At 57.3% G+C, this 22,337-nt stretch carries 27 protein-coding genes; 19 read left to right on the top strand and 8 right to left on the bottom strand.

Annotated elements, in window-relative coordinates:
- The first annotated feature begins 26 nt into the window (after positions 1-26).
- From rpsH to bfr, 15 genes are all read left to right on the top strand, one after another.
- Positions 27-419 carry a 30S ribosomal protein S8 gene (gene rpsH / locus U6037_RS25970; protein ID WP_007918458.1) on the top strand — a complete coding sequence of 131 codons (393 nt, stop codon included), beginning with the start codon at positions 27-29 and terminating at the stop codon, positions 417-419.
- 12 nt (positions 420-431) lie between these two features.
- Complete coding sequence (gene rplF, locus U6037_RS25965) at positions 432-965, top strand: 50S ribosomal protein L6 (protein ID WP_024077677.1); 534 nt, start codon at positions 432-434, stop codon at positions 963-965.
- Positions 966-975: 10 nt separating this feature from the next.
- Entirely contained in the window at positions 976-1,326 is a 351-nt protein-coding gene (gene rplR / locus U6037_RS25960) for a 50S ribosomal protein L18 (RefSeq protein ID WP_003186037.1), read from the top strand.
- 3 nt (positions 1,327-1,329) lie between these two features.
- Positions 1,330-1,830 carry a 30S ribosomal protein S5 gene (gene rpsE / locus U6037_RS25955; RefSeq protein WP_003186035.1) on the top strand — a complete coding sequence of 167 codons (501 nt, stop codon included), beginning with the start codon at positions 1,330-1,332 and terminating at the stop codon, positions 1,828-1,830.
- A 2-nt stretch (positions 1,831-1,832) separates the two neighbouring features.
- Positions 1,833-2,009 carry a 50S ribosomal protein L30 gene (gene rpmD, locus U6037_RS25950; RefSeq protein WP_003176408.1) on the top strand — a complete coding sequence of 59 codons (177 nt, stop codon included), beginning with the start codon at positions 1,833-1,835 and terminating at the stop codon, positions 2,007-2,009.
- A gap of 3 nt (positions 2,010-2,012) precedes the next feature.
- Complete coding sequence (gene rplO, locus U6037_RS25945) at positions 2,013-2,450, top strand: 50S ribosomal protein L15 (RefSeq protein ID WP_003228720.1); 438 nt, start codon at positions 2,013-2,015, stop codon at positions 2,448-2,450.
- Positions 2,451-3,779, top strand: a complete 1,329-nt coding sequence (gene secY, locus U6037_RS25940; protein ID WP_003228718.1) for a preprotein translocase subunit SecY — start codon at positions 2,451-2,453, stop codon at positions 3,777-3,779. It begins immediately after the preceding gene.
- Between the two features lie 27 nt (positions 3,780-3,806).
- Positions 3,807-3,923: a 50S ribosomal protein L36 gene (rpmJ, locus tag U6037_RS25935; RefSeq protein ID WP_002555468.1), complete on the top strand. Its 117-nt coding sequence runs from the start codon at positions 3,807-3,809 to the stop codon at positions 3,921-3,923.
- A gap of 130 nt (positions 3,924-4,053) precedes the next feature.
- The gene (rpsM, locus tag U6037_RS25930; RefSeq protein ID WP_003186020.1) at positions 4,054-4,410 is read left to right on the top strand and encodes a 30S ribosomal protein S13; all 357 of its coding nucleotides are present in this window, start codon (positions 4,054-4,056) and stop codon (positions 4,408-4,410) included.
- Positions 4,411-4,440: 30 nt separating this feature from the next.
- Entirely contained in the window at positions 4,441-4,830 is a 390-nt protein-coding gene (rpsK, locus tag U6037_RS25925; protein WP_002555466.1) for a 30S ribosomal protein S11, read from the top strand.
- An 18-nt stretch (positions 4,831-4,848) separates the two neighbouring features.
- Entirely contained in the window at positions 4,849-5,469 is a 621-nt protein-coding gene (rpsD, locus tag U6037_RS25920; protein WP_003176404.1) for a 30S ribosomal protein S4, read from the top strand.
- Between the two features lie 22 nt (positions 5,470-5,491).
- Positions 5,492-6,493 carry a DNA-directed RNA polymerase subunit alpha gene (locus U6037_RS25915; RefSeq protein WP_003186012.1) on the top strand — a complete coding sequence of 334 codons (1,002 nt, stop codon included), beginning with the start codon at positions 5,492-5,494 and terminating at the stop codon, positions 6,491-6,493.
- Positions 6,494-6,535: 42 nt separating this feature from the next.
- Positions 6,536-6,922 carry a 50S ribosomal protein L17 gene (rplQ, locus tag U6037_RS25910; protein WP_003176402.1) on the top strand — a complete coding sequence of 129 codons (387 nt, stop codon included), beginning with the start codon at positions 6,536-6,538 and terminating at the stop codon, positions 6,920-6,922.
- Between the two features lie 240 nt (positions 6,923-7,162).
- On the top strand, positions 7,163-8,617 hold the full coding sequence (locus U6037_RS25905; RefSeq protein ID WP_322844984.1) for a catalase: 1,455 nt from the start codon (positions 7,163-7,165) through the stop codon (positions 8,615-8,617).
- Between the two features lie 149 nt (positions 8,618-8,766).
- Entirely contained in the window at positions 8,767-9,234 is a 468-nt protein-coding gene (gene bfr / locus U6037_RS25900) for a bacterioferritin (RefSeq protein WP_053124309.1), read from the top strand.
- A 65-nt stretch (positions 9,235-9,299) separates the two neighbouring features.
- On the opposite strand, the gene uvrA is transcribed toward bfr, so the two are convergent.
- Positions 9,300-12,134: an excinuclease ABC subunit UvrA gene (gene uvrA / locus U6037_RS25895; RefSeq protein WP_095122208.1), complete on the bottom strand. Its 2,835-nt coding sequence runs from the start codon at positions 12,132-12,134 to the stop codon at positions 9,300-9,302.
- Between the two features lie 191 nt (positions 12,135-12,325).
- Here uvrA and U6037_RS25890 point away from each other — a divergent pair, with 191 nt between their 5' ends.
- The 3 genes from U6037_RS25890 (at position 12,326) to U6037_RS25880 (ending at position 15,708) form a co-directional block, all read left to right on the top strand.
- Complete coding sequence (locus U6037_RS25890) at positions 12,326-13,723, top strand: MFS transporter (RefSeq protein ID WP_322844983.1); 1,398 nt, start codon at positions 12,326-12,328, stop codon at positions 13,721-13,723.
- A 9-nt stretch (positions 13,724-13,732) separates the two neighbouring features.
- Positions 13,733-14,257: a single-stranded DNA-binding protein gene (locus tag U6037_RS25885; RefSeq protein ID WP_008081898.1), complete on the top strand. Its 525-nt coding sequence runs from the start codon at positions 13,733-13,735 to the stop codon at positions 14,255-14,257.
- 125 nt (positions 14,258-14,382) lie between these two features.
- Complete coding sequence (locus U6037_RS25880; protein ID WP_322844982.1) at positions 14,383-15,708, top strand: acyltransferase; 1,326 nt, start codon at positions 14,383-14,385, stop codon at positions 15,706-15,708.
- Between the two features lie 77 nt (positions 15,709-15,785).
- Here U6037_RS25880 and U6037_RS25875 read toward each other — a convergent pair whose 3' ends face one another.
- The 7 genes from U6037_RS25875 to U6037_RS25845 all read right to left on the bottom strand — a co-directional run bounded on the left by U6037_RS25875 (position 15,786) and on the right by U6037_RS25845 (position 21,031).
- The gene (locus U6037_RS25875; RefSeq protein WP_322844981.1) at positions 15,786-16,943 is read right to left on the bottom strand and encodes a glutathionylspermidine synthase family protein; all 1,158 of its coding nucleotides are present in this window, start codon (positions 16,941-16,943) and stop codon (positions 15,786-15,788) included.
- Between the two features lie 2 nt (positions 16,944-16,945).
- Positions 16,946-17,638, bottom strand: coding sequence for a DUF1190 domain-containing protein (locus U6037_RS25870; protein WP_322844980.1), 693 nt, complete (start codon positions 17,636-17,638; stop codon positions 16,946-16,948).
- 17 nt (positions 17,639-17,655) lie between these two features.
- Positions 17,656-18,081, bottom strand: a complete 426-nt coding sequence (locus tag U6037_RS25865; protein ID WP_016983572.1) for a DUF350 domain-containing protein — start codon at positions 18,079-18,081, stop codon at positions 17,656-17,658.
- A 15-nt stretch (positions 18,082-18,096) separates the two neighbouring features.
- Entirely contained in the window at positions 18,097-18,747 is a 651-nt protein-coding gene (locus U6037_RS25860; RefSeq protein WP_322844979.1) for a DUF2491 family protein, read from the bottom strand.
- A gap of 199 nt (positions 18,748-18,946) precedes the next feature.
- The gene (locus U6037_RS25855) at positions 18,947-19,645 is read right to left on the bottom strand and encodes a PspA/IM30 family protein (RefSeq protein ID WP_038362095.1); all 699 of its coding nucleotides are present in this window, start codon (positions 19,643-19,645) and stop codon (positions 18,947-18,949) included.
- 17 nt (positions 19,646-19,662) lie between these two features.
- Positions 19,663-20,244 (bottom strand): YjfI family protein, encoded by a 582-nt coding sequence (locus U6037_RS25850; RefSeq protein WP_322844978.1) that lies wholly within the window; start codon positions 20,242-20,244, stop codon positions 19,663-19,665.
- A gap of 232 nt (positions 20,245-20,476) precedes the next feature.
- Complete coding sequence (locus U6037_RS25845; RefSeq protein ID WP_322844977.1) at positions 20,477-21,031, bottom strand: cysteine hydrolase family protein; 555 nt, start codon at positions 21,029-21,031, stop codon at positions 20,477-20,479.
- Positions 21,032-21,132: 101 nt separating this feature from the next.
- On the opposite strand from U6037_RS25845, the gene U6037_RS25840 reads away from it, so the two are divergent.
- Complete coding sequence (locus U6037_RS25840; RefSeq protein WP_322844976.1) at positions 21,133-22,134, top strand: GlxA family transcriptional regulator; 1,002 nt, start codon at positions 21,133-21,135, stop codon at positions 22,132-22,134.
- Positions 22,135-22,337: the final 203 nt, after the last annotated feature.

Raw genomic sequence — 22,337 nt, 5'->3', positions numbered from 1 at the left:
TTTTCTGTATTAGGAGCGTCTAGCCCATGAGTATGCAGGACCCGTTAGCGGACATGCTAACTCGAATCCGTAATGCCCAGATGGCTGAAAAGTCTGTCGTAAGCATGCCGTCTTCCACGTTGAAGGTGGCTGTAGCAAAAGTCCTGAAGGACGAAGGTTACATCGCGGATTTTCAGATCACCACCGACGCTAAGCCGTCGTTGTCCATCGAGCTGAAGTACTTCGAAGGCCGTCCGGTTATCGAAGAAGTGAAGCGCGTTAGTCGTCCAGGCCTGCGTCAGTACAAGTCCGTTGAAGATCTGCCGAAAGTTCGTGGCGGTCTTGGCGTGTCTATCGTCTCCACCAACAAAGGTGTGATGACGGATCGTGCTGCGCGCGCTGCCGGTGTCGGCGGCGAAGTTCTTTGCACTGTGTTCTAAGGGGGGATAAGCATGTCTCGCGTCGCTAAGAACCCCGTTAAGCTGCCAGCCGGTGTCGAAGTAAAATTCGCAGGCCAACAGCTTTCGGTGAAGGGTGCCAAGGGTACTCTTGAACTGAACATCCATTCGTCCGTTGAGATCGTTGAAGAAGCTGGTGAGCTGCGTTTCGCTGCTCGCAATGGCGATCAACAAACTCGCGCAATGGCCGGTACCACGCGTGCGTTGGTAAACAACATGGTCCAAGGCGTAAGCCAAGGCTTCGAGCGCAAGCTCCAGCTGGTCGGTGTTGGTTACAAAGCGCAAGCAAAAGGCTCGGTTCTGAACCTGGCCCTTGGCTTCTCGCACCCAGTGGATTACGAACTGCCGGAAGGCATCACCGCTGAGACTCCTAGCCAGACCGATATCCTGATCAAGGGCATCGACAAGCAGCTGGTAGGTCAAGTGGCCGCTGAGATCCGCGACTTCCGTCCACCAGAGCCGTACAAAGGCAAAGGTGTGCGCTACGCGGACGAAGTCGTCCGTCGTAAAGAAGCCAAGAAGAAGTAGGGCATAGCAAATGACCGACAAAAAAGTTACTCGACTGCGTCGCGCTCGCAAAGCACGCCTGAAAATGCACGAACTCGAAGTCGTGCGTCTCTGCGTGTTCCGCTCGTCGCAGCACATCTACGCCCAGGTCATCTCGGCCGACGGCAACAAGGTCCTGGCAAGCGCCTCGACTTTGGATAAAGAACTGCGTGATGGTGCCACTGGCAACATCGACGCGGCCACAAAGGTTGGCCAGCTGGTCGCTACGCGTGCTAAGGCCGCTGGCGTCTCGCAAGTGGCTTTCGACCGCTCTGGCTTCAAGTACCACGGTCGCGTGAAAGCGCTGGCTGATGCTGCTCGTGAAGCTGGGCTGGAGTTCTAAGTTATGTCAAATAACGACCAAAAGCGCGACGAAGGCTACATTGAGAAGCTGGTTCAAGTTAACCGCGTAGCCAAAACCGTTAAAGGCGGCCGTATCTTCACTTTCACCGCGTTGACCGTGGTTGGTGATGGTAAAGGGCGTGTTGGCTTCGGCCGTGGCAAGTCGCGTGAAGTGCCTGCTGCGATCCAGAAGGCAATGGAAGCTGCTCGCCGCAACATGATCCAAGTTGATCTGAACGGCACCACTCTGCAGTACGCAATGAAGTCCGCTCACGGCGCTTCGAAGGTGTACATGCAGCCTGCTTCTGAAGGTACCGGTATCATCGCTGGCGGCGCTATGCGTGCTGTCCTCGAAGTTGCTGGCGTTCAGAACGTTCTGGCCAAGTGCTACGGCTCGACTAACCCGGTAAACGTGGTTCACGCCACTTTCAAAGGTTTGAAAGCAATGCAGTCTCCTGAATCCATTGCCGCCAAGCGTGGCAAAAGCGTCAAGGAGATCTTCTGATCATGGCTACCGTTAAAGTAACGCTGATCAAAAGCATGACCGGCCGCATCCCTAACCACAAATTGTGCGTTAAGGGTCTGGGTCTGCGTCGCATCGGTCACACTGTAGAAGTCCAGGATACTCCCGAGAATCGCGGGATGATCAACAAGGCTTACTACATGCTGCGTGTCGAGGGTTAATCGATGAAACTCAATGATCTGAGTCCAGCGCCGGGTTCCCGTCGCGAAAAGCATCGTCCGGGCCGTGGTATCGGTAGCGGTTTGGGTAAGACTGGTGGCCGTGGTCACAAAGGTCAGACCTCCCGCTCCGGTGGCACCATTGCTCCAGGCTTTGAAGGCGGTCAACAGCCGCTGCATCGTCGCCTGCCGAAGTTCGGTTTCGTTTCCCTGAAAGCCATGGATCGCGCAGAAGTGCGTCTGTCCGAGCTGGCTAAAGTGGAAGGCGACATCGTCACCGTGCAGTCCCTGAAAGATGCCAACGTGATCAACGTCAACGTACAGCGTGTGAAAATCATGCTGTCCGGTGAAGTGACTCGCGCTGTCACTATCGGCAAGGGAATCGGCGCCACCAAAGGTGCGCGTGCGGCTATCGAAGCAGCTGGCGGCAAGTTCGAGGAATAAATGGCTAAGCAAGGTGCTCTCTCTGCGCTCGGCAAAGGCGGTATGTCTGAACTCTGGGCTCGTCTGCGTTTTCTGTTCCTGGCGATTATCGTCTACCGAATAGGCGCACACATCCCGGTTCCAGGTATCAACCCGGACCGACTCGCAGACCTGTTTCGACAGAATGAGGGGACCATTCTTAGCTTGTTCAACATGTTCTCCGGCGGCGCGCTGGAACGGATGAGCATCTTTGCACTGGGGATCATGCCGTACATTTCGGCATCGATCATCATGCAATTGATGACCGCCGTCAGCCCGCAGCTGGAGCAGTTGAAGAAGGAAGGTGAAGCTGGCCGTCGCAAGATCAGCCAGTACACCCGCTACGGCACCGTCGTCCTCGCTCTCGTTCAGGCTATTGGCATGTCCATTGGTCTGGCGGGGCAGGGCGTTGCGTTCACTGGTGACTTTGGCTTCCATTTCGTCGCGGTATCCACGTTTGTGGCTGGTGCGATGTTTATGATGTGGCTGGGTGAGCAGATTACTGAGCGTGGTGTAGGCAACGGTATCTCGATGTTGATTTTTTCGGGTATCGTCGCCGGTCTTCCGAGAGCAATCGGGCAGTCTTTCGAGTCTGCGCGACAGGGTGATATCAACATCTTCGCCTTGGTTGCCATCGGTTTGCTGGCAGTAGCGATTATCGGTTTTGTGGTGTTCATTGAGCGTGGTCAGCGTCGTATTGCTGTTCACTACGCCAAGCGTCAGCAGGGCCGCAAGGTTTTTGCTGCGCAGACAAGCCACTTGCCGCTTAAGGTGAACATGGCCGGTGTTATTCCGGCTATTTTCGCGAGCAGCATTTTGCTGTTCCCGGCTTCGTTGGGTGCCTGGTTCGGTCAGTCTGAAGGTATGGGCTGGTTGCAGGACATCTCGCAGTCGATCGCTCCTGGTCAGCCGTTGAATATTCTGCTGTTTAGTGCAGGGATTATTTTCTTCTGCTTCTTCTATACGGCGTTGATGTTCAATCCGAAAGACGTAGCGGAAAACCTGAAGAAGTCCGGTGCCTTTATTCCGGGCATCCGTCCAGGTGAGCAGTCTGCACGCTATATTGATGGCGTTCTGACCCGCTTGACCATGTTCGGTGCTCTTTACATGACGGCCGTGTGCCTGTTGCCCCAGTTCCTGGTGGTTGCAGCAAACGTTCCGTTCTACCTTGGCGGGACCTCGTTGCTGATCGTGGTCGTGGTTGTGATGGACTTCATGTCCCAAGTACAATCGCACCTCGTTTCGCACCAGTACGAATCCCTGATGAAGAAAGCCAACCTGAAGGGTTACGGCAGCGGCATGTTGCGCTGAGTACCCATAAGGTTCGAGGAGTTGGTGATGAAAGTTCGTGCATCGGTGAAAAAGCTGTGCCGTAACTGCAAGATTATTCGCCGCGAAGGTGTTGTTCGAGTAATTTGCAGCGCGGAACCGCGTCACAAACAGCGCCAAGGCTGAGTGTGATTGTGCTTCAAGCCCGGTAGCTAGTGCGCTACCGGGTTGATTATTTGTTATTACAGCGATATTATCTCGCGCCCTATTTCTTGGCTTCCGGGGCGTAGGTAGCTGTCAATTGGAGTCCCACTGAATGGCCCGTATTGCAGGCGTTAACATTCCAGATAACAAGCATACTGTTATCTCGCTGACCTACATCTATGGTGTTGGTCGCACTACTGCGCAGAAGATCTGTGCAGTGACTGGGGTAAACCCAGCAGCAAAGATCAAAGATCTGAGCGACGAGCAAATTGAACAGCTGCGTGGCGAAGTGGCGAAGTTCACCACTGAAGGTGACCTGCGTCGCGAAATCAACATGAAAATCAAGCGCTTGATGGACCTCGGTTGCTATCGCGGTCTGCGTCATCGTCGTGGTCTTCCAGTACGCGGTCAGCGTACCAAGACCAACGCGCGTACCCGTAAAGGTCCGCGTAAGCCGATCCGCAAGTAATCGCCCCAGCGAATCGACAGGAATTTAATCATGGCAAAACCTGCTGCTCGTCCTCGTAAAAAAGTTAAAAAGACAGTGGTTGATGGCATCGCCCACATCCATGCATCTTTTAACAACACCATCGTGACCATTACCGACCGTCAAGGTAACGCTCTTTCCTGGGCTACCTCCGGTGGTTCGGGTTTCCGCGGTTCCCGCAAGTCCACCCCGTTTGCTGCTCAAGTAGCTGCTGAACGTGCTGGTCAAGCTGCGCTGGAATACGGCCTGAAAAACCTCGACGTTAACGTCAAAGGTCCAGGTCCAGGTCGTGAATCCGCAGTCCGCGCTTTGAACGGCTGTGGCTACAAGATCGCCAGCATCACCGACGTGACGCCAATCCCGCACAACGGGTGCCGTCCGCCGAAGAAGCGCCGCGTGTAATCCAGGAGATTGTAAAGAATGGCTCGTTACATTGGTCCAAAATGCAAACTCGCTCGTCGCGAAGGCACCGATCTCTTCCTGAAGAGCGGCGTGCGCGCGATCGAATCGAAGTGCAACATTGAAGCAGCACCTGGTATCCACGGCCAACGCCGCGGTCGCCAGTCCGATTACGGCACCCAACTGCGTGAAAAGCAGAAGGTCCGTCGTATCTACGGCGTTCTCGAGCGTCAATTCAGCGGCTACTACAAAGAAGCTGCTGGCAAGAAAGGTGCAACCGGTGAAAACCTGCTGCAACTGCTCGAATGCCGTCTGGACAACGTTGTATACCGTATGGGCTTTGGTTCGACTCGTGCCGAATCCCGTCAGCTGGTATCGCACAAGTCGATCAGCGTTAACGGTCAGACCGTAAACGTTCCGTCGTATCAGGTTCGTGCTGGTGACGTGGTTGCAGTTCGCGAGAAAGCAAAAAACCAACTTCGCATTGTCCAAGCTCTCGATCTGTGTGCCCAACGTGGCCGCGTAGAATGGGTAGAAGTAGACACTGAGAAGAAGTCGGGCGTTTTCAAGAACGTTCCTGCTCGCAGTGATCTGTCCGCCGACATCAACGAAAGCCTGATTGTCGAGCTCTACTCCAAGTAAGGGCTAGAAAATAGGTGCATCCATGCAGATTTCGGTAAATGAGTTCCTGACACCCCGCCACATTGATGTGCAGGTTGTCAGTCCAACCCGCGCCAAGATCACTCTCGAGCCTCTCGAGCGTGGTTTTGGCCACACCCTGGGCAACGCGCTGCGACGCATCCTGTTGTCCTCAATGCCCGGCTGCGCAGTAGTCGAGGCCGAGATTGACGGTGTGCTCCACGAGTACAGCGCCATCGAAGGTGTACAGGAAGACGTAATTGAAATCCTGTTGAACCTTAAAGGTCTGGCCATCAAGCTGCACGGTCGTGACGAAGTTACGCTGACCTTGTCGAAGAAGGGTTCGGGGGTGGTTACCGCTGCCGATATTCAGCTGGATCATGATGTCGAGATCGTTAATCCCGATCACGTAATCGCTAACCTGGCGTCTAACGGCGCCCTGAACATGAAGCTCACCGTAGCTCGTGGTCGTGGTTATGAACCAGCCGACTCGCGTCAGAGCGATGAAGACGAAAGCCGCAGCATCGGTCGCTTGCAGCTTGACTCTTCGTTCAGTCCGGTTCGCCGTATCGCATACGTGGTGGAAAACGCCCGTGTCGAGCAGCGTACCAACCTGGACAAGCTGGTTATTGATCTGGAAACCAACGGTACTCTGGATCCTGAAGAGGCTATCCGCCGCGCTGCAACCATTCTGCAACAGCAGTTGGCTGCGTTCGTCGACCTCAAAGGTGACAGTGAGCCAGTGGTTGTCGAGCAGGAAGACGAGATCGATCCGATCCTGCTTCGCCCGGTTGACGATCTGGAACTGACTGTACGTTCGGCTAACTGCCTTAAGGCGGAAAACATCTACTACATCGGCGACCTGATTCAGCGTACCGAAGTAGAGCTGTTGAAGACTCCGAACCTGGGCAAGAAATCCTTGACTGAAATCAAGGACGTTCTGGCCTCCCGCGGTCTGTCCCTCGGCATGCGCCTCGACAACTGGCCGCCTGCAAGTCTTAAGAAGGACGACAAGGCGACTGCCTGATCGTCGTAATCACCGAACGTAGTGTTTGGTAAGGAATGAACCATGCGTCATCGTAAAAGTGGTCGTCACCTGAGCCGCACCAGCTCGCACCGCAAGGCCATGTTCCAAAACATGGCGGTGTCGCTGTTCGAGCACGAGCTGATCAAAACTACTCTGCCAAAAGCCAAAGAACTGCGCCGCGTTGCTGAGCCGCTGATCACTCTGGCCAAGACAGACAGCCTGGCTAACCGCCGTCTGGCTTTCGACCGTACTCGTTCGAAAGCTATCGTTGGTAAGCTCTTCAACGACCTGGGCAAGCGTTACGCTACCCGTGAGGGTGGCTACCTGCGCATCCTCAAGTGCGGTTTCCGCGCTGGCGACAACGCGCCTATGGCGTACGTCGAGTTGGTTGATCGTGCTACTGCTGGCGAAGCTGTATCCGCCGAGTAAGACGACAGTCTGAAACAAAGAACCGGGCCTAGTGCCCGGTTTTTTGTGCGTGTAAGAAAATGATCTGTTCGTACAAGCTTCTGACACTGGCCTGTTGTCACTATGTGCTGGGAAACATAATTAGTAATTATCTATCGATGTCTGCAGGTTAATGAATTTGTGGCTGTCACATGGATGATCAATACTTCCCATCAAGCCGATTAGCCGGCAGTTTCAAGACTGACAGAGGAAGAAGACCGTATGAGCCAGATCAAAACGCTTACGAGCGCCAGTGGCGCACCTGTCGCTGATAATCAGAATTCTCGCTCCGCCGGCCCGCGTGGCCCGCTGCTGCTCGACGATTTTCATTTGCTCGAGAAGCTTGCCCACTTCAACCGTGAAAATATCCCTGAACGCCGCGTGCATGCGAAAGGCTCGGGTGCTTACGGCACGTTCACCGTGACCCGTGATATCACTGAATACACCAGCGCCAAGCTGTTTGAATCCGTCGGCAAGCAAACCCCGACCTTCCTGCGCTTCTCTACGGTGGGTGGCGAACGCGGATCGGCTGACACCGAGCGAGATCCGCGTGGTTTCGCGCTGAAGTTCTACACCGAGGAAGGCAACTGGGACATCGTTGGCAACAACACGCCTGTATTCTTCATCCGTGATCCACTGAAATTCCCTGACTTCATCCACACCCAAAAGCGCCTGCCGCAAAGCAACCTGAAAAGCGCGCAGATGATGTGGGACTTCTGGTCGCATTCGTCTGAAGCGCTGCACCAGGTCACCATTCTGTTCTCCGATCGGGGCATCCCGGACGGCTACCGTCACATGCACGGTTTCGGCAGCCACACCTACAGCCTGATCAGCGCGCAAGGCGAGCGTCACTGGGTCAAATGGCATTACAAGACCAAGCAGGGCATCAAGAACCTCGCACCAGCGGATGCTGCTCGTATTGCCGGTACCGATCCGGATTACGCCCAGCGCGATCTGTTCGAGGCGATTGAACGCGGTGATTTCCCAAAATGGCGCGTGTGCATTCAGATCATGACTGAAGCCCAGGCGGCAGCGCATTACGAGAACCCGTTCGACGTGACCAAAACCTGGTCGCAGAAGGAGTTCCCGTTGATCGAAGTCGGCGAACTGGAACTGAACCGCAACCCGCAGAACTACTTCGCTGAAGTCGAGCAAGCTGCGTTTGGTCCGAGCAACATGGTGCCGGGCGTCGGTCTTTCGCCTGATCGCATGCTGCAAGGTCGTGTGTTTGCGTACGCCGATGCTCACCGCTACCGTGTGGGCACCAATCACCAGCAACTGCCAGTGAATGCGCCACGCAGCCCGGTCAACACTTACCAGCGCGACGGCTCGATGGCGTTTGGCAGCAATGGTGGGGCTGCGCCTAACTACGAGCCAAACAGCTACATCGAATCGCCGAAACAAGCTCCGCATTACGCTGAGCCTGCCCTGGCCCTGAGCGGCGCGGCCGATCGCTACGATCACCGTGAAGACACCGATTACTACAGTCACGCCGGTGCACTCTTCCGCTTGATGAGCGACGAGCAGAAAGCGTTGCTGGTCAGCAACATTGCCGGTGCGATGGGTGGCGTTTCAAGTGATGTGGTTGACCGCCAGTTGCAGCATTTCTACAAAGCCGACCCGGCGTATGGAGAAGCAATCGCAAAGCTGCTCAACGTACAGCTTAACGAAGTCTAAACGAGAAGCAGAACCGCCCTCATTTGGGCGGTTTTTGCGTTATTTAGGCTGGTTTTCTCAGAATATCTTCGCTTTTATTGCGCGAAACGGGTGACCTTCCAGTCAGGTTGGTTCAAACTACAGACTTTCAAGTAGGGAGATGTAGGGCGATGCAAGGCCACCCAGACGTAATCGATTACCTCAACACGTTGCTGACCGGCGAACTGGCCGCGCGTGATCAATATTTCGTTCATTCGCGGATGTATGAGGACTGGGGGTTCACCAAGCTCTACGAGCGAATCAACCACGAGATGGAAGAAGAAGCGGGTCACGCTGATGCATTGATGCGCCGGATTCTGATGCTCGAAGGTACGCCGCGCATGCGTCCGGATGATCTGGATGTCGGCAGTACTGTGCCGGAGATGCTCGAAGCGGATCTGCGTCTCGAATACAAGGTTCGCGCTGCCCTGTGCAAAGGCATTGAACTGTGCGAGCAGCACAAGGACTACGTCAGCCGTGAGATCCTGCGGGTTCAGCTCAACGACACCGAAGAAGATCACACCTACTGGCTGGAAAAGCAGTTGGGCCTGATCAAGCTGATCGGTCTCGAGAACTACCTGCAATCCCACACGTCCTGATTGTAAAAGATACAAAAAAGCCCCTGTCACAGATCAAGTGACAGGGGCTTTTTTATGTCTCGCGTTTAAGCCCGATCGCGGATCAGTAGCGGCTTAAGGTAGTGACCGGTGTGAGATTGCTTCATCTCGGCCACGTCCTCAGGGGTGCCAGTGGCAATGATCTGCCCACCTTTTGAACCGCCCTCAGGCCCGAGATCGACCAGCCAGTCAGCCGTCTTGATCACGTCGAGGTTGTGTTCGATCACCACGACAGTGTTGCCGTGATCGCGCAGACGATGCAGCACGTCGAGCAATTGCTGAATATCCGCGAAGTGCAAACCGGTGGTTGGCTCATCAAGGATGTACAGGGTCTTGCCGGTATCGCGCTTCGACAGTTCGCGAGACAGCTTGACCCGCTGCGCCTCGCCACCAGACAGCGTGGTCGCCGACTGTCCAAGCTTGATGTACGACAGGCCGACATCCATCAATGTTTGCAGCTTGCGCGCCAGCGCCGGCACCGCGTCGAAGAACTCCCGCGCCTCCTCGATGGTCATCTCGAGGGTTTCGTGGATGCTCTTGCCCTTGTATTTGATCTCGAGGGTTTCGCGGTTGTAGCGCTTGCTCTTGCACACGTCGCACGGCACGTAGATGTCCGGCAGAAAGTGCATTTCCACCTTGATCAAGCCATCGCCCTGGCACGCTTCGCAGCGACCGCCCTTGACGTTGAACGAGAAACGCCCCGGGCCGTAACCGCGCGAGCGTGACTCGGGTACGCCGGCAAACAGTTCACGGATCGGCGTGAACAGCCCGGTATACGTCGCAGGGTTGGAGCGCGGTGTACGACCGATCGGGCTCTGGTCGATATCGACGACTTTATCGAGATGCTCCAGGCCTTTAATGCTGTCGTGCGCTGCCGCTTCCAGGGTGGTCGCACCATTGAGCGCCGTGGCGCTCAGCGGGAACAGCGTGTTGTTGATCAGCGTCGACTTGCCCGAGCCGGACACGCCGGTGACGCAAGTCAGCAGACCGATCGGGATGTCCAGATCGACATTGCGCAGGTTATTGCCGCGCGCCCCTTTGAGCGACAGGTTGAGCTTCTTGTTGCGCGGGGTGCGTTTGGCTGGCACTTCGATCTTCACCCGGCCCGACAGGTATTTGCCGGTCAGTGAGTCCGGGTGCGCCATGACTTCAGCCGGCGTACCTTCGGCAACGATTTGCCCGCCATGCACACCGGCGCCCGGGCCGATGTCGACGACATAGTCAGCCAGACGAATCGCGTCTTCATCGTGTTCGACCACAATCACCGTGTTGCCGATATCGCGCAGGTGCTTGAGTGTGCCGAGCAGTCGATCGTTGTCTCGCTGGTGCAAGCCGATGGACGGCTCGTCGAGGATGTACAGAACGCCGACAAGACCGGCACCGATCTGGCTGGCCAGACGAATCCGCTGCGCCTCGCCACCGGACAGCGTGTCGGCGCTGCGATCCAGCGAAAGATAGTCGAGACCGACGTTGACGAGGAACTGCAGACGCTCACGGATTTCCTTGAGAATCTTGTCAGCGATCTCGCCGCGACGGCCGGTCATCTTCAGTTCGCCGAAGTACACGCACGCATCGCCGATCGGCAGGTTGGTCACTGCCGGCAGCGTTTTCTCGCCAACCCAGACATGCCGCGCTTCACGGCGCAGACGAGTGCCACGGCAATCCGGGCAGGACTGGGTGCTGAGGAACTTGGCCAGTTCTTCACGCACGCTCGCCGACTCGGTTTCGCGGTAGCGACGTTCCAGGTTCGGCACGATGCCTTCGAACGGGTGCGAGCGTTTGACGATGTCGCCACGGTCGTTGAGATATTTGAAGTCGACGTTCTGCGAGCCGCTGCCATGCAGGATGAATTTCTGCTGATCGGCGGGCAGTTCGTTGAACGGCACCTCGAGGCTGAACCCATAATGCGAGGCCAGTGAGCCCAACATCTGGAAGTAATATACGTTACGCCTGTCCCAGCCACGTATCGCGCCTTCGGCCAGCGTCAGATCACCGTTGACCAGTCGTTTGATGTCGAAGAATTGCTTCACCCCCAGACCATCGCAGGTCGGGCAGGCGCCGGCCGGGTTGTTGAAGGAAAACAGCTTCGGCTCAAGTTCGCTGATGGCATGGCCACAGATTGGGCAGGCGAAGCGCGCGGAGAAGATCATCTCTTCACCGGGCTCGTCGTCCATCGGCGCAACCAGTGCAATGCCGTCCGCCAGTTTCAGCGCGGTTTCGAAGGATTCGGCCAGACGCTGCTGCAAATCGGCGCGCACTTTGAAGCGGTCGACGATCACGTCAATCGAGTGCTTCTTCTGTTTATCCAGTTTTGGCAGCTCGTCGAGCTCGCAGATGCGGCCGTTGACCCGGGCGCGAACAAAACCTTGCGCGCGTAGCTCTTCGAAGACCGAAAGGTGTTCGCCTTTACGCTCGCGAATCACTGGCGCCAGCAACATCAGTTTGCTGCCTTCGGGCTGAGCCAACACCAGATCAACCATCTGGCTGACGGTCTGCGCCTCCAGTGGAATGTCGTGATCCGGGCAGCGCGGCGTACCGACGCGTGCATAGAGCAAACGCAGGTAGTCGTAGATTTCGGTGATGGTGCCGACCGTGGAGCGCGGGTTGTGCGAGGTCGACTTCTGTTCGATGGAGATTGCCGGCGACAGGCCTTCGATGGTGTCGACGTCGGGTTTTTCCATCATCGACAGGAACTGGCGGGCATAGGCCGACAGCGATTCGACATAGCGGCGCTGACCTTCGGCATACAGCGTATCGAAGGCCAGGGACGACTTGCCGGATCCGGACAGGCCGGTGATGACGATCAGCTTGTCCCGTGGCAGGGTCAGGTCGATGTTCTTCAGGTTGTGGGTACGGGCCCCACGTATCAGGATCTTGTCCAAAGTGGCCTCGCTCGGCGGGCGTCGAAAACGTAGGAGTATACGGGCAAATACTGGATGGATGCACACTATCAAACGAAGGGTTTTTCGCCCTGGATGAAGAGAGTTTCATCTATACGCGTCAAAGCGTCGCGATCTACCCCGTCTTCCGATGGGACTGGTAGAATCGCCGCCGGTTCACACGAGGTTTTTCCATGCACGATCCCCACAGCGAACGCATGAGTGGCAGCGAGACCCGCGCGGCGAGCGGTCTGGCCCTGGTGTTCGCCTTCCGTATGCTGGGCATGTTTATGGTGTTGCCGGTACTGGCGACCTACGGCATGGATCTGGCAGGTGCGAGCCCGGCCCTGATCGGGTTGGCAATCGGCGCCTACGGCTTGACCCAGGCAATTTTCCAGATTCCGTTCGGGATCATTTCCGACCGCATCGGCCGGCGTCCGGTGATTTACCTCGGGCTGATCGTCTTCGCCCTTGGCAGCGTGCTGGCCTCGCAAGCCGATTCGATCTGGGGCGTGATTGCCGGCCGGATCCTGCAAGGTGCCGGCGCCATTTCAGCGGCGGTCATGGCATTGCTTTCCGATCTCACCCGCGAGCAACACCGCACCAAGGCCATGGCGATGATCGGCATGACAATTGGTCTGTCGTTCGCCGTGGCTATGGTCGTGGGGCCTTTGCTGACGCGCGCGTTCGGCTTGTCCGGGTTGTTCCTGGCCACGGGTGGCATGGCATTGGTGGGGATCGTGATCGTGATGTTCATGGTGCCCAAGTCCACTGGACCGCTGACGCACCGTGAGTCCGGCGTGGCGCGTCAGGCGCTGATGCCGACACTCAAACATCCGGACCTGCTGCGGCTCGATCTGGGCATCTTTGTGTTACATGCCATGTTGATGTCGAGCTTCGTTGCATTGCCTCTGGCACTGGTGGAAAAAGCCGGTTTGCCCAAGGAACAGCACTGGTGGGTCTACCTCACCGCGCTGCTGATTTCGTTCTTCGCCATGATCCCGTTCATCATCTATGGCGAGAAGAAACGCAAAATGAAACGAGTTTTGCTTGGCGCCGTCCTGACGCTGATGCTGACTGAGCTATTCTTCTGGCAGTTCGGTGACAGCTTGCGGGCTCTGGTGATCGGTACGGTGGTGTTCTTCACCGCGTTCAATCTGCTGGAGGCTTCATTGCCGTCGCTGATCAGCAAGGTTTCACCGGCGGGCGGGAAGGGCACGGCCATGGGCGTGTATTCCACCAGCCAGTTCCTCGGTTCGGCACTCGGCGGGATACTCGGCGGCTGGCTGTTTCAGCATGGCGGTCTGTCGGTTGTGTTCCTTGGATGCGCGGGTCTGGCTGCCATCTGGCTGGCCTTTGCTGTTACCATGCGTGAACCTCCCTACGTGACGAGCCTGCGCTTGCCGTTGTCGCCCGAGGCGATCCGCGAAGCGGGTCTGGTCGAGCGCCTCAAGGCCCTCGTAGGGGTAACCGATGCAGTGATAGTTGCTGACGAAGCAGCTGTTTACATCAAACTGGACAAAGAATTAGTGGATCGCGACACCCTCGAACGCCTGGTGAACAACCCGGCCGGGGCTGCTTGCGAAGCCTAGGAGAACGTTATGGCCCGTGGGGTTAACAAAGTCATATTGGTCGGCACTTGCGGCCAGGATCCCGAAGTTCGCTACCTGCCTAACGGTAACGCCGTGACCAACCTGAGTCTGGCAACCAGCGAACAGTGGACCGACAAGCAAACCGGTCAGAAGGTCGAGAAGACCGAGTGGCACCGTGTTTCGATGTTCGGCAAGGTTGCCGAAATCGCCGGCGAATACCTGCGTAAAGGTTCGCAGGTTTACATCGAAGGCAAGCTGCAGACCCGCGAGTGGGAAAAAGACGGTATCAAGCGTTACACCACCGAAATCGTGGTCGACATGCAAGGCACCATGCAACTGCTCGGCGGCCGTCCACAACAGGGCGATCAGCAGGGCGGTGGCAACAACTATCAGCAGTCCGCTCCTGCTCCACGTCAGCAGGCTCCGCGTCCGCAGCAGTCGGCTCCGCAGCAGCGTTCGGCCCCAGCTCCACAGCAGGCCGCACCGCAACCGGCTCCGGATTTCGACAGCTTTGATGACGATATTCCGTTTTGATTTGTCCCTGAGCCATCACCTGGCTTAGCTCGAAACCCCCGCATTGCGGGGGTTTCGTCGTTTTGGCGAAACATAAAACCAATCTTCGTGTTGCCGCGCATGCCGGTAAAGTTTGCCGAGGGCTCTTGAACGCCATCGCAAGCCATTCCATGATCGGCCCCGGCGGCTGGAGAACCGGCCGGTCTTCTCAAGAACAGATTGCGCGACGATCAGCGCCCGTTCATTCAAAAAAACAAGAGAAACCAATGAGCAGTAGCAAAAACAAGGAAATCGAGTTTCTGCGGGGGGTGGCCATTCTCATGACCATTTTTGCCCATCTCCCTCAGTTGTTACCGTTCTTCGGTCTGCACCTGTTGAAGGTGTTCAATGTGTATGCGCCGTGGACCGGCGTAGACCTTTTCTTCTGTATCTCTGGTTTCGTCGTCAGCAAGGCCTATCTCGATTACTTCGATAAAAACCGCGAGCAGAACCGCTTTGGCCTTGCGGCCACATCCTTCTGGATCCGGCGTGCCTACCGGCTGCTACCGACAGCTTGGCTATGGGTGCTGATTCCGCTGGCGTTCTCGATTTTTTTCAACCAGTCGAATGCGTTCCAGTCCTGGTACGAGAACCTGCGCAGCTTCACCGCGGTGGCGACGTTTTCCGGCAACCTGGCGAATCAATACGGTGTGCTGCTGGGACCGAATTCCGTGTATTGGAGCCTGGCGCTGGAAGAGCAGTTCTACTTCATCTTTCCATTGTTCCTGCTGTTGGTGACGTCGCCCCGCTGGCGCGTGACTATTCTGCTCTTGCTGATCGCGGCGCAATTTCCGTTCAATCGCGATACCTTCGCAGCCCCTCCCGCACCGATGCTTTTCTCGTTCCGCCTGGACGCGATGATGTGGGGGATTCTGCTTTGCCTGTTCACCCGCACCTCGTTGTACAAGGATATTGAGCCTGTCGGGCTTGGCGGCAGCAGGTTCAAGCGTCTGGCCATCACGTTGTTTCTGCTGTACATGATGGGTGCCATCGCCGGTCAGATGATCATGGCGCCGATTGCCGTCGGTCTGATCGCGATCACGGCGTTGATCATTGTCTGGCTCGCCAGTTATCAGAAGGGCTACATCTACTGCCCGGCGCTGCTCAATGGTCTTTTCCAGTGGCTCGGTTCGCGCTCTTACGCGTTATACGTCGTGCACATCTTTGCCTACCATCTGAGCACCGAGATCTGGACACGCATTGCCGCCAGCAGAGATGTGGAGCTGGGGGCTGCCTTTACGGTAGAACTGCTGCTGACCTCGCTGGTGATCATGGTCGTGTGCAGTGAACTCAATTTCCGCTTCGTCGAAACGCCATTGCGGCGCCGTGGGGCAGAGATCGCCCGGCGCAGAATGGCCGGCGTCGGCGCAACTGAAACGGTCAGGGAAAAACCTCCCGTGAAAACACCGGCCCGCTCGGTGGATATCGCGTAACCCGGCGCAGAAACGAAAAAACCGCAGCGCGCAAACGCTGCGGTTTTTTAGTGTCGGGCAGACATCTGCCGAGCAGGTCAGTCGAGGATCAGATGCGGCAGAAAACGGCTTGAATCTTTAGTGATCAGACTGTTGTCTTCCCGCACACCAATCCCCGCCGCTTGATCGCCAATCACCCAGGAACCGATCAGCGTGTAGCTGTCGCCAAATTTCGGCAGCGGTGCAAATTCCTGCAGGATAAACGGCGCATCAGTGTAGGGGCCGTCCTCCTTGACGGTCAGACCGTCAGCCGTTTGCAGCTCAATGTTGGCGCCTTCGCGGGAGAAGTACGGTTTGCGTACCCAGCCTTTGGGCACTGCATTGGCTGGATTCGGATCAAGATGCGCCGCCAGCAGATTTGGATGGCCCTTGTGCATTTCCCACAGCAACGGCAACGCGCCCTTGTTCGACAGAATCGCCTTCCATGCCGGTTCGAAAAACTGTGTATCGCACTCGGCAATCGCCGCGCCGAACGGCTCGTGGAAGATAAACTCCCAGGCATGCAGCTTGAATAGATGCGGGATCCAGCGATCTTCCAGGTCGACAAAACGACCTTCAGACGTTAAACCGATGTCTTCAATATCGATGTGCCGCGATTCGATGCCGACCTTCTCGGCGATCAAACGCAGGTAATCCGTGGTGCCCTTGTCTTCGACCGAGTCTTTCATTGAGGCAAAATAGAACGGCCGCTTCAGTTGTAACTCGGCGAAGGCCTGATGCAGTTTGGTGTCGATGCTGTTGAACTGATCAGCATGACGCGGCAGTGTGCCGCGCTCGATGCATTGTTCCAGCCAGCCCCACTGGAACGCCGCCGCTTCATAAAGACTGGTTGGCGTGTCGTAGTTGAGCTCCAGCAGCTTCGCCGGGCCGTTGCCGCTGTAGGAAAAGTCCATGCGCCCGTACAGATGCGGATGACCTTCCAGCCAGGATGTGCGGATCATGTCGTAGTACTGCGCCGGGATGCTCAGGCGATCCAGTAGTTCTTCGCTGTGCACCACTCGGTCGACCAGGTCCATGCACATCTCGTGCAGTTCGGTGGTCGGGTCTTCGAGATCGTTTTCGATCTGCGCGAGCGTGAACTGGTAGTACGCGCTTTCGTCCCAGTACGGCTCGTCGTCGATGGTATGAAACATGAAACCGAGGCTCTCGGCGGTCTGTTTCCAGTCGGGGCGTTCGGCGCAGAAAATCTTCTTCATCGTCAGCTGCTCGAACGACCAGAACCAGAACTGCTGCCCCAACCACCCCAGCCGCTACGCGCACTGGACTGGCTGCCGAAGCCGCCGCGTGAGGTCGAAGAAGCCACGTTGACCGGGTTGCTTTTACTGCTTTCGTAATCCGTTTGGCTGCGCGTCGTGGTGTCGGCTCTGCGGTACTGCGTCGAGGTATTGTAGGGCTGGCGCGTTTCGCGATCGCGGTAAACCGTGCGTTCGGCGTTGTTGCTCATCGCGTTGCCGATCAGCCAGCCGGTCAGCCAGCCATTTCCGCCACCGCTGGAGACGTGCGAAGTGCTTTGCACATTCTGCGCCGTTGCATTTCCGGCGGGCATTTGGGCATTAGCGATGGCGTCGAGGTTCTGCGCCGGCTCACCTTCCTTAGGTACTTTGAAACCGCCGAGTTTCGGCACGAAGCGGCCGTCGGAATTCTTCTGACACCAATCGGCGGCAAAGTCCGCATCGCACTTGGCCTTGTCGTTGTACACCGGGGCGATGCGCCGGTGTTCGGTCAGGGCGGCGACGTAGGCGCTGGAGCAGACGTCGGCAGCCACTTCGGCGCCGACACACTGTTCCAGGCTCTGGAAATTGCGCGGTTGATCCGCGGCTGTCACCTGGCCGGAAATGGCCATGGCCACCGAGGCCGCGAGGGACAGCTGAACGTATTTGCTGCGTTTCATCGAAGGCTTCCTGCCGATCAGTTGGACGGTGTCATGCACGCCGCATTGAGCATGCCGACGCTGATCGCGACTGCAGCGACATAAATACCCGAAGCGATTTCACCGTTGGCGATGCGTTGCGAAGTGCCTTTGAGCACCAGACCCGTGGCAAGAAACGCCAGCAGTTGCACGACGGCGGCAATCACCGCCCAGAGCACGAAATCGAGAACATTGACCGAAAATGCAATCACGTTACTCGCCGGAATCGCGAAGCCGATGATCGCGCCGGCCAAGGCGATGGCGGCGGCAACGTTACCGGAGCGAATCAGCTCGAACTCCTTGTGCGGCGTGATACGCGTATAGACGAATTGAAACAGCATGAACAGCAGTACGGCGCCGATGAGGTAGACGACGAAACCGACCAGCGCGGTTTTGTTCAGGGAAACGGCCAGCACTTCCAGCATGTAAAACTTCCTTTTTTAAATGGTGCTCAGATCTGTCGTGTACAGCGAGATGCCGAGCGAGGTGCTCAGGCTGACGGTGCCTTCTTCGTCCTGTTCGACGGAGAACAGCAGCAATTCGCGGCGATCGGTCAGGCCGGTCTCGCGCGCATAAAGCATGGAGTGGTGTTCGATGGTGTAGCTCTCGTCCGGATTGACCACTTGTTCGGTCATCGGTACCAGTTCGGTCTGGCCTTGTTCGGTGCCCCACTCGCGGGTGTACTCGACACCTTCGAGGGTGTAGGTCGGCAGACCGATCGCGCTGTTGGGGCCGGCGAGACGCTGCAGTTCAGCGTCGCTGTTGACCGTCACGTAACTGAGGTAGTTGAACAGGGTGACCGATTCGATCTGATCGTCACCGGTGACGTGGATCTGCAGCCAGAAATCCTCGTCATTCATGTAATAGCGGTGCAGTTTGTTGGACTGGCCGAGGTCGACCCAGCCGTGGCTCCAGATCGCCTGATCAAAGGGCACGCGCACCGTGGTCGAACCGTCGAGCAACAGCGCCAGCGTCGTATCGAACCTGACAGCCTTGCCCTGAGCCATGCCGAGTGGGCCACTGGCAACGGTCGGTATTGGCGCAGCGGTCTGCCAGTTGCTGGTGCCCAGCAAGTCTTTAAACCATCCCATGAGTACGTTCCTTGAAGCGGGTGGAAGTGTTCGTCGGCGAAAAAAGCGTGGCTAGTGTACCGGGCTGAGCGATCAACGACACGCCACAAACCATGCGGGAGCGAGCCTGCTCGCGAAAGCGTCATGTCAGCTGACTCATATGCCGACTGATACTCCGTCTTCGCGAGCAGGCTCGCTCCCACAGGTTTTGTGCAAATGCTTACTGCGCGGACTTTTGCTTCAGACGCTCAAGAATCGCGTTGGCGCTGCCTTCGTTCGGCGTGATGCCGGCGTCGCGCAGTTTGCGTTCCAGGTCGTTGCCGGTCGAAGCGTCAGCCAGTTCGTCGGCAGCGCTCAATTCAGCCGCGCGCTGCTGCTGCTTGGCTTGCAGGCGGTTCAACGTACCGACGGCGGTTTCCAGTTTGCCGTTGGCGCCGCCGCTGGCGATGGAAGCGCTGACCTGGGCTTTCTGCACGCTTTCGCGGGCCTTGGCCATGTCCACTTGCTGGCGCAGGCTCTTGATACGCGACTCGGCTTTGCTGATGTCTTTGCGCATGTTTTCGGCGTAAGTACCGAATTCGTCGCTCTGCTTTTTCTCAACATCCAGCTCGTTGGTCAGGGTCGAAATCGCTTCGGCCACTTCCAGCGCCAGGTCTTCACGGCCGGCGTTCAGCGCCGAGACGGCTTTGGCTTCCAGATCCTTGATCTTGGCGTCGTACTCGCTCACGCGGTCGGCGGCCAGTTTGTGCTTGGCCATGATGGTGACCAGTTCGCGACGAGCGTTCGACAGCGCGCTGTCGGCATCGCGGATTTCCTGATCGAGGATGCGCAGGGCCTGTTGGTCGGCGATTGCTTCGCCGACTTCGTTGGCGCCGCCGCGCAGTGCGGTGAACAACTTGCTCCAGATGGACTGAGTCATTGGATATTCCCTGTTGATTACTTGAAGAAGTGTTCGAAGGCTTCACTGGCGCGCTGCACATTGTCGACAAGGGTTTTCACCTCGGTGACGACGTTGGTCAGGCTCGAGTCGGCGCTGAGGGCACCAAACATGTTGTAAACGGTCTGCCCGTTGGGCATCGACTCGATACCGATCGACGACAGCGGGAACATTTCCCGGCTGCGCAACACGGCGTCGTTGAAGGCCGCTACGTTCGAGATCGAATCGATGTCCACCAGTACGGTGTCGACGATGATCTGCTGGCCGGCCAGGGCGATGTGAATCGGCAGACCGCCGAATTCGTTCATTTCCAGCTTGATGCTGGGTTCGGAGCTCTGGATCAGCGACAGCGTGATCTCTTGCGAAGCCACCTCGTCCAGAGCCTTGAGGGCGTTGAAGAGGCTATCGATGTTCCAGTTGTTGCCTGCGCTCATGTAATTCTCCGACATGAAAGAGCCAGCCAGAATCGGTTGGCGTAGCTGTTGCTCCATTTGCTTGAGCAAGCTTCGGTTTTCGGGAAGCACCCAAGTTTCGTGTTTCACATAACCGGCAGCGGCCAGGCCCGCGCGCATCTGCTTCATATAGAAGCTCGACGGTTTTTTCGCTGACGGTTTCGCGCGCTCTCCCTTCGGACTCTCTGATTTCGCTGTGGGGGAACGGCTGTTCATGGCAATGGCTCGGTTATGAAAATCTCACGCGTGAGCCACACTACAACCAATTCAAAGTGCCATCAATGGCTCACGCGTGAGATTTTTATGACAGACGAAAAAAGGCCCGCAACAGGGCGGGCCGGCTATTTTTGCAGAATATGACTCAGCGATTGGCGGCGAGGAATTCGTCGGTGGAGACCACACTGGCGTAGGCGAATCCCAGCGCCGACATGAAGGCGGCATGGACGTGGGCCGCCGGAACCGTAAGACCATTGAAGTCAAGATCGCGGCTGGCGCAGGCATCGTGAATCACGGTGACGGTATAGCCCAAATCCGCCGCCGCACGGGTAATGCCGTCAACACACATGTGGCTCATGCTGCCGACGACTACCAATTCCTTGATGCCTTGTTCATCAAGGATCGCTTGCAGTTCGGTTTCGCGGAACGAGTTGACGAAGTGCTTGAGTACCACCGGTTCGTCAGCGCGGTTGAGCACTTTCGGATGCAGTTTGGCGCCGTCCGATCCCGGGATGAAAAATGGCGCATCCGCGGAGGTGAATTCATGACGAATGTGCACCACCGAATCGCCGGTCTCGCGGAACGCGGCGATCAGCCGTGCGGCGTTGTCGGCGGCGGCATCAGCACCGGCCAGCGGCCACTTGCCTTGGGGGAAGTAGTCGTTCTGGATATCGACTACGATGAGCGCTTGCTTGGCCATGGGTGTGTCCTCGATGGATTGGCTGGAAGTGGCTTCAGTATTGGTGCTGGCCGACATTTCGTGGATTGGCCGCACCGACAATAGACAGGGGAAAACTGACAATGGGCGCAGAAAGGGCTGCCATCGCTGATCTGGGCGTGCTGATCTATCCCGGCGCGCAGATGGCAGCGGTGCATGGTCTGACTGATCTGTTTGCGGTGGCCAACCGGATTGCCGCCGAACATCAGGCTGCGCAATTGCCGCTGCTGCGAATCAGCCATTGGCAGGTCGAAGGCGATCAGCCGCCGAGGCGTATTTACAACAGCCTCGCGGGGGACAACGGCGCTTTGCTGGCGGTGCTGATTCCGCCATCGATCGGCGGGTTTTCGGCGGCGCAAACCCCGGCCAGCCTGATGCAATGGCTACGGGATAAACATGCACTTGGCGCGACGCTCGGCGGCGTCTGTGTGGGCTCGCTGCTGTTGGCTGAAAGCGGTCTGCTCGACGGCCGCAGCGCCACCACCCACTGGACTTCCGCCAAGGCCTTTGCCGAGCGTTACCCGAAGATCAAACTCAAGGCTGATACGCCGATTGTCGATGACGGCGACCTGATCACCACGGCCGGATTGATGGCCTGGTCGGAACTGGGTTTACGCCTGGTCGATCGCCTGCTCGGGCCGAGCATTGCTACCGCCACTGCGCGATTCCTGGTGATCGAGCACAGCGACAGCGCGAGTGAGTGCGGGAGTAATTTCGCGCCGATTCTGAACCATGGCGACGCGCCGATTCTCAAGGTTCAGCACTGGCTACAAAGCACTGGCGCAACCGATGTTTCGCTGACGGCGATGGCCGAGCGGGCAGGCCTGGAGGAACGCACGTTTCTGCGCCGGTTTCGCGGGGCGACCGGGTTGAAACCCACCGAGTATTGCCAGCACTTGCGGGTGGGCAAGGCGCGGGAAATGCTCGAGTTCACCAATGGCACCATCGATCACATCGCCTGGACGGTCGGATATCAGGATCCGGGGGCGTTTCGCGGGATCTTCAAGAAGATAACCGGGCTGGCGCCGAGTGATTATCGGGCGCGGTTTGGTGTGACCCCAAACCCGAAGTCGACGAATATCTAATGTGGGAGCGAGCCTGCTCGCGAAAGCGGTGGATCTGCGCAATTGCTGTCCGCTGACACGACGCCTTCGCGAGCAGGCTCGCTCCCACATTGAGCGCTTCAGAGGCATAGATCGTGCAATTTGCCGGGGTTTGACGCGCGGTCGTGCAGATTGAAACAGGCGTGGTGCCAGCACGATTCTGGCAAGTTTCTGATTGGACTAGG

It is taken from the genome of Pseudomonas sp. B33.4 (assembly GCF_034555375.1).
Lineage (GTDB): Bacteria > Pseudomonadota > Gammaproteobacteria > Pseudomonadales > Pseudomonadaceae > Aquipseudomonas.
Note: the sequence above shows the minus strand (reverse complement) of the source record. Positions and strands in the feature narration are given on the sequence as shown.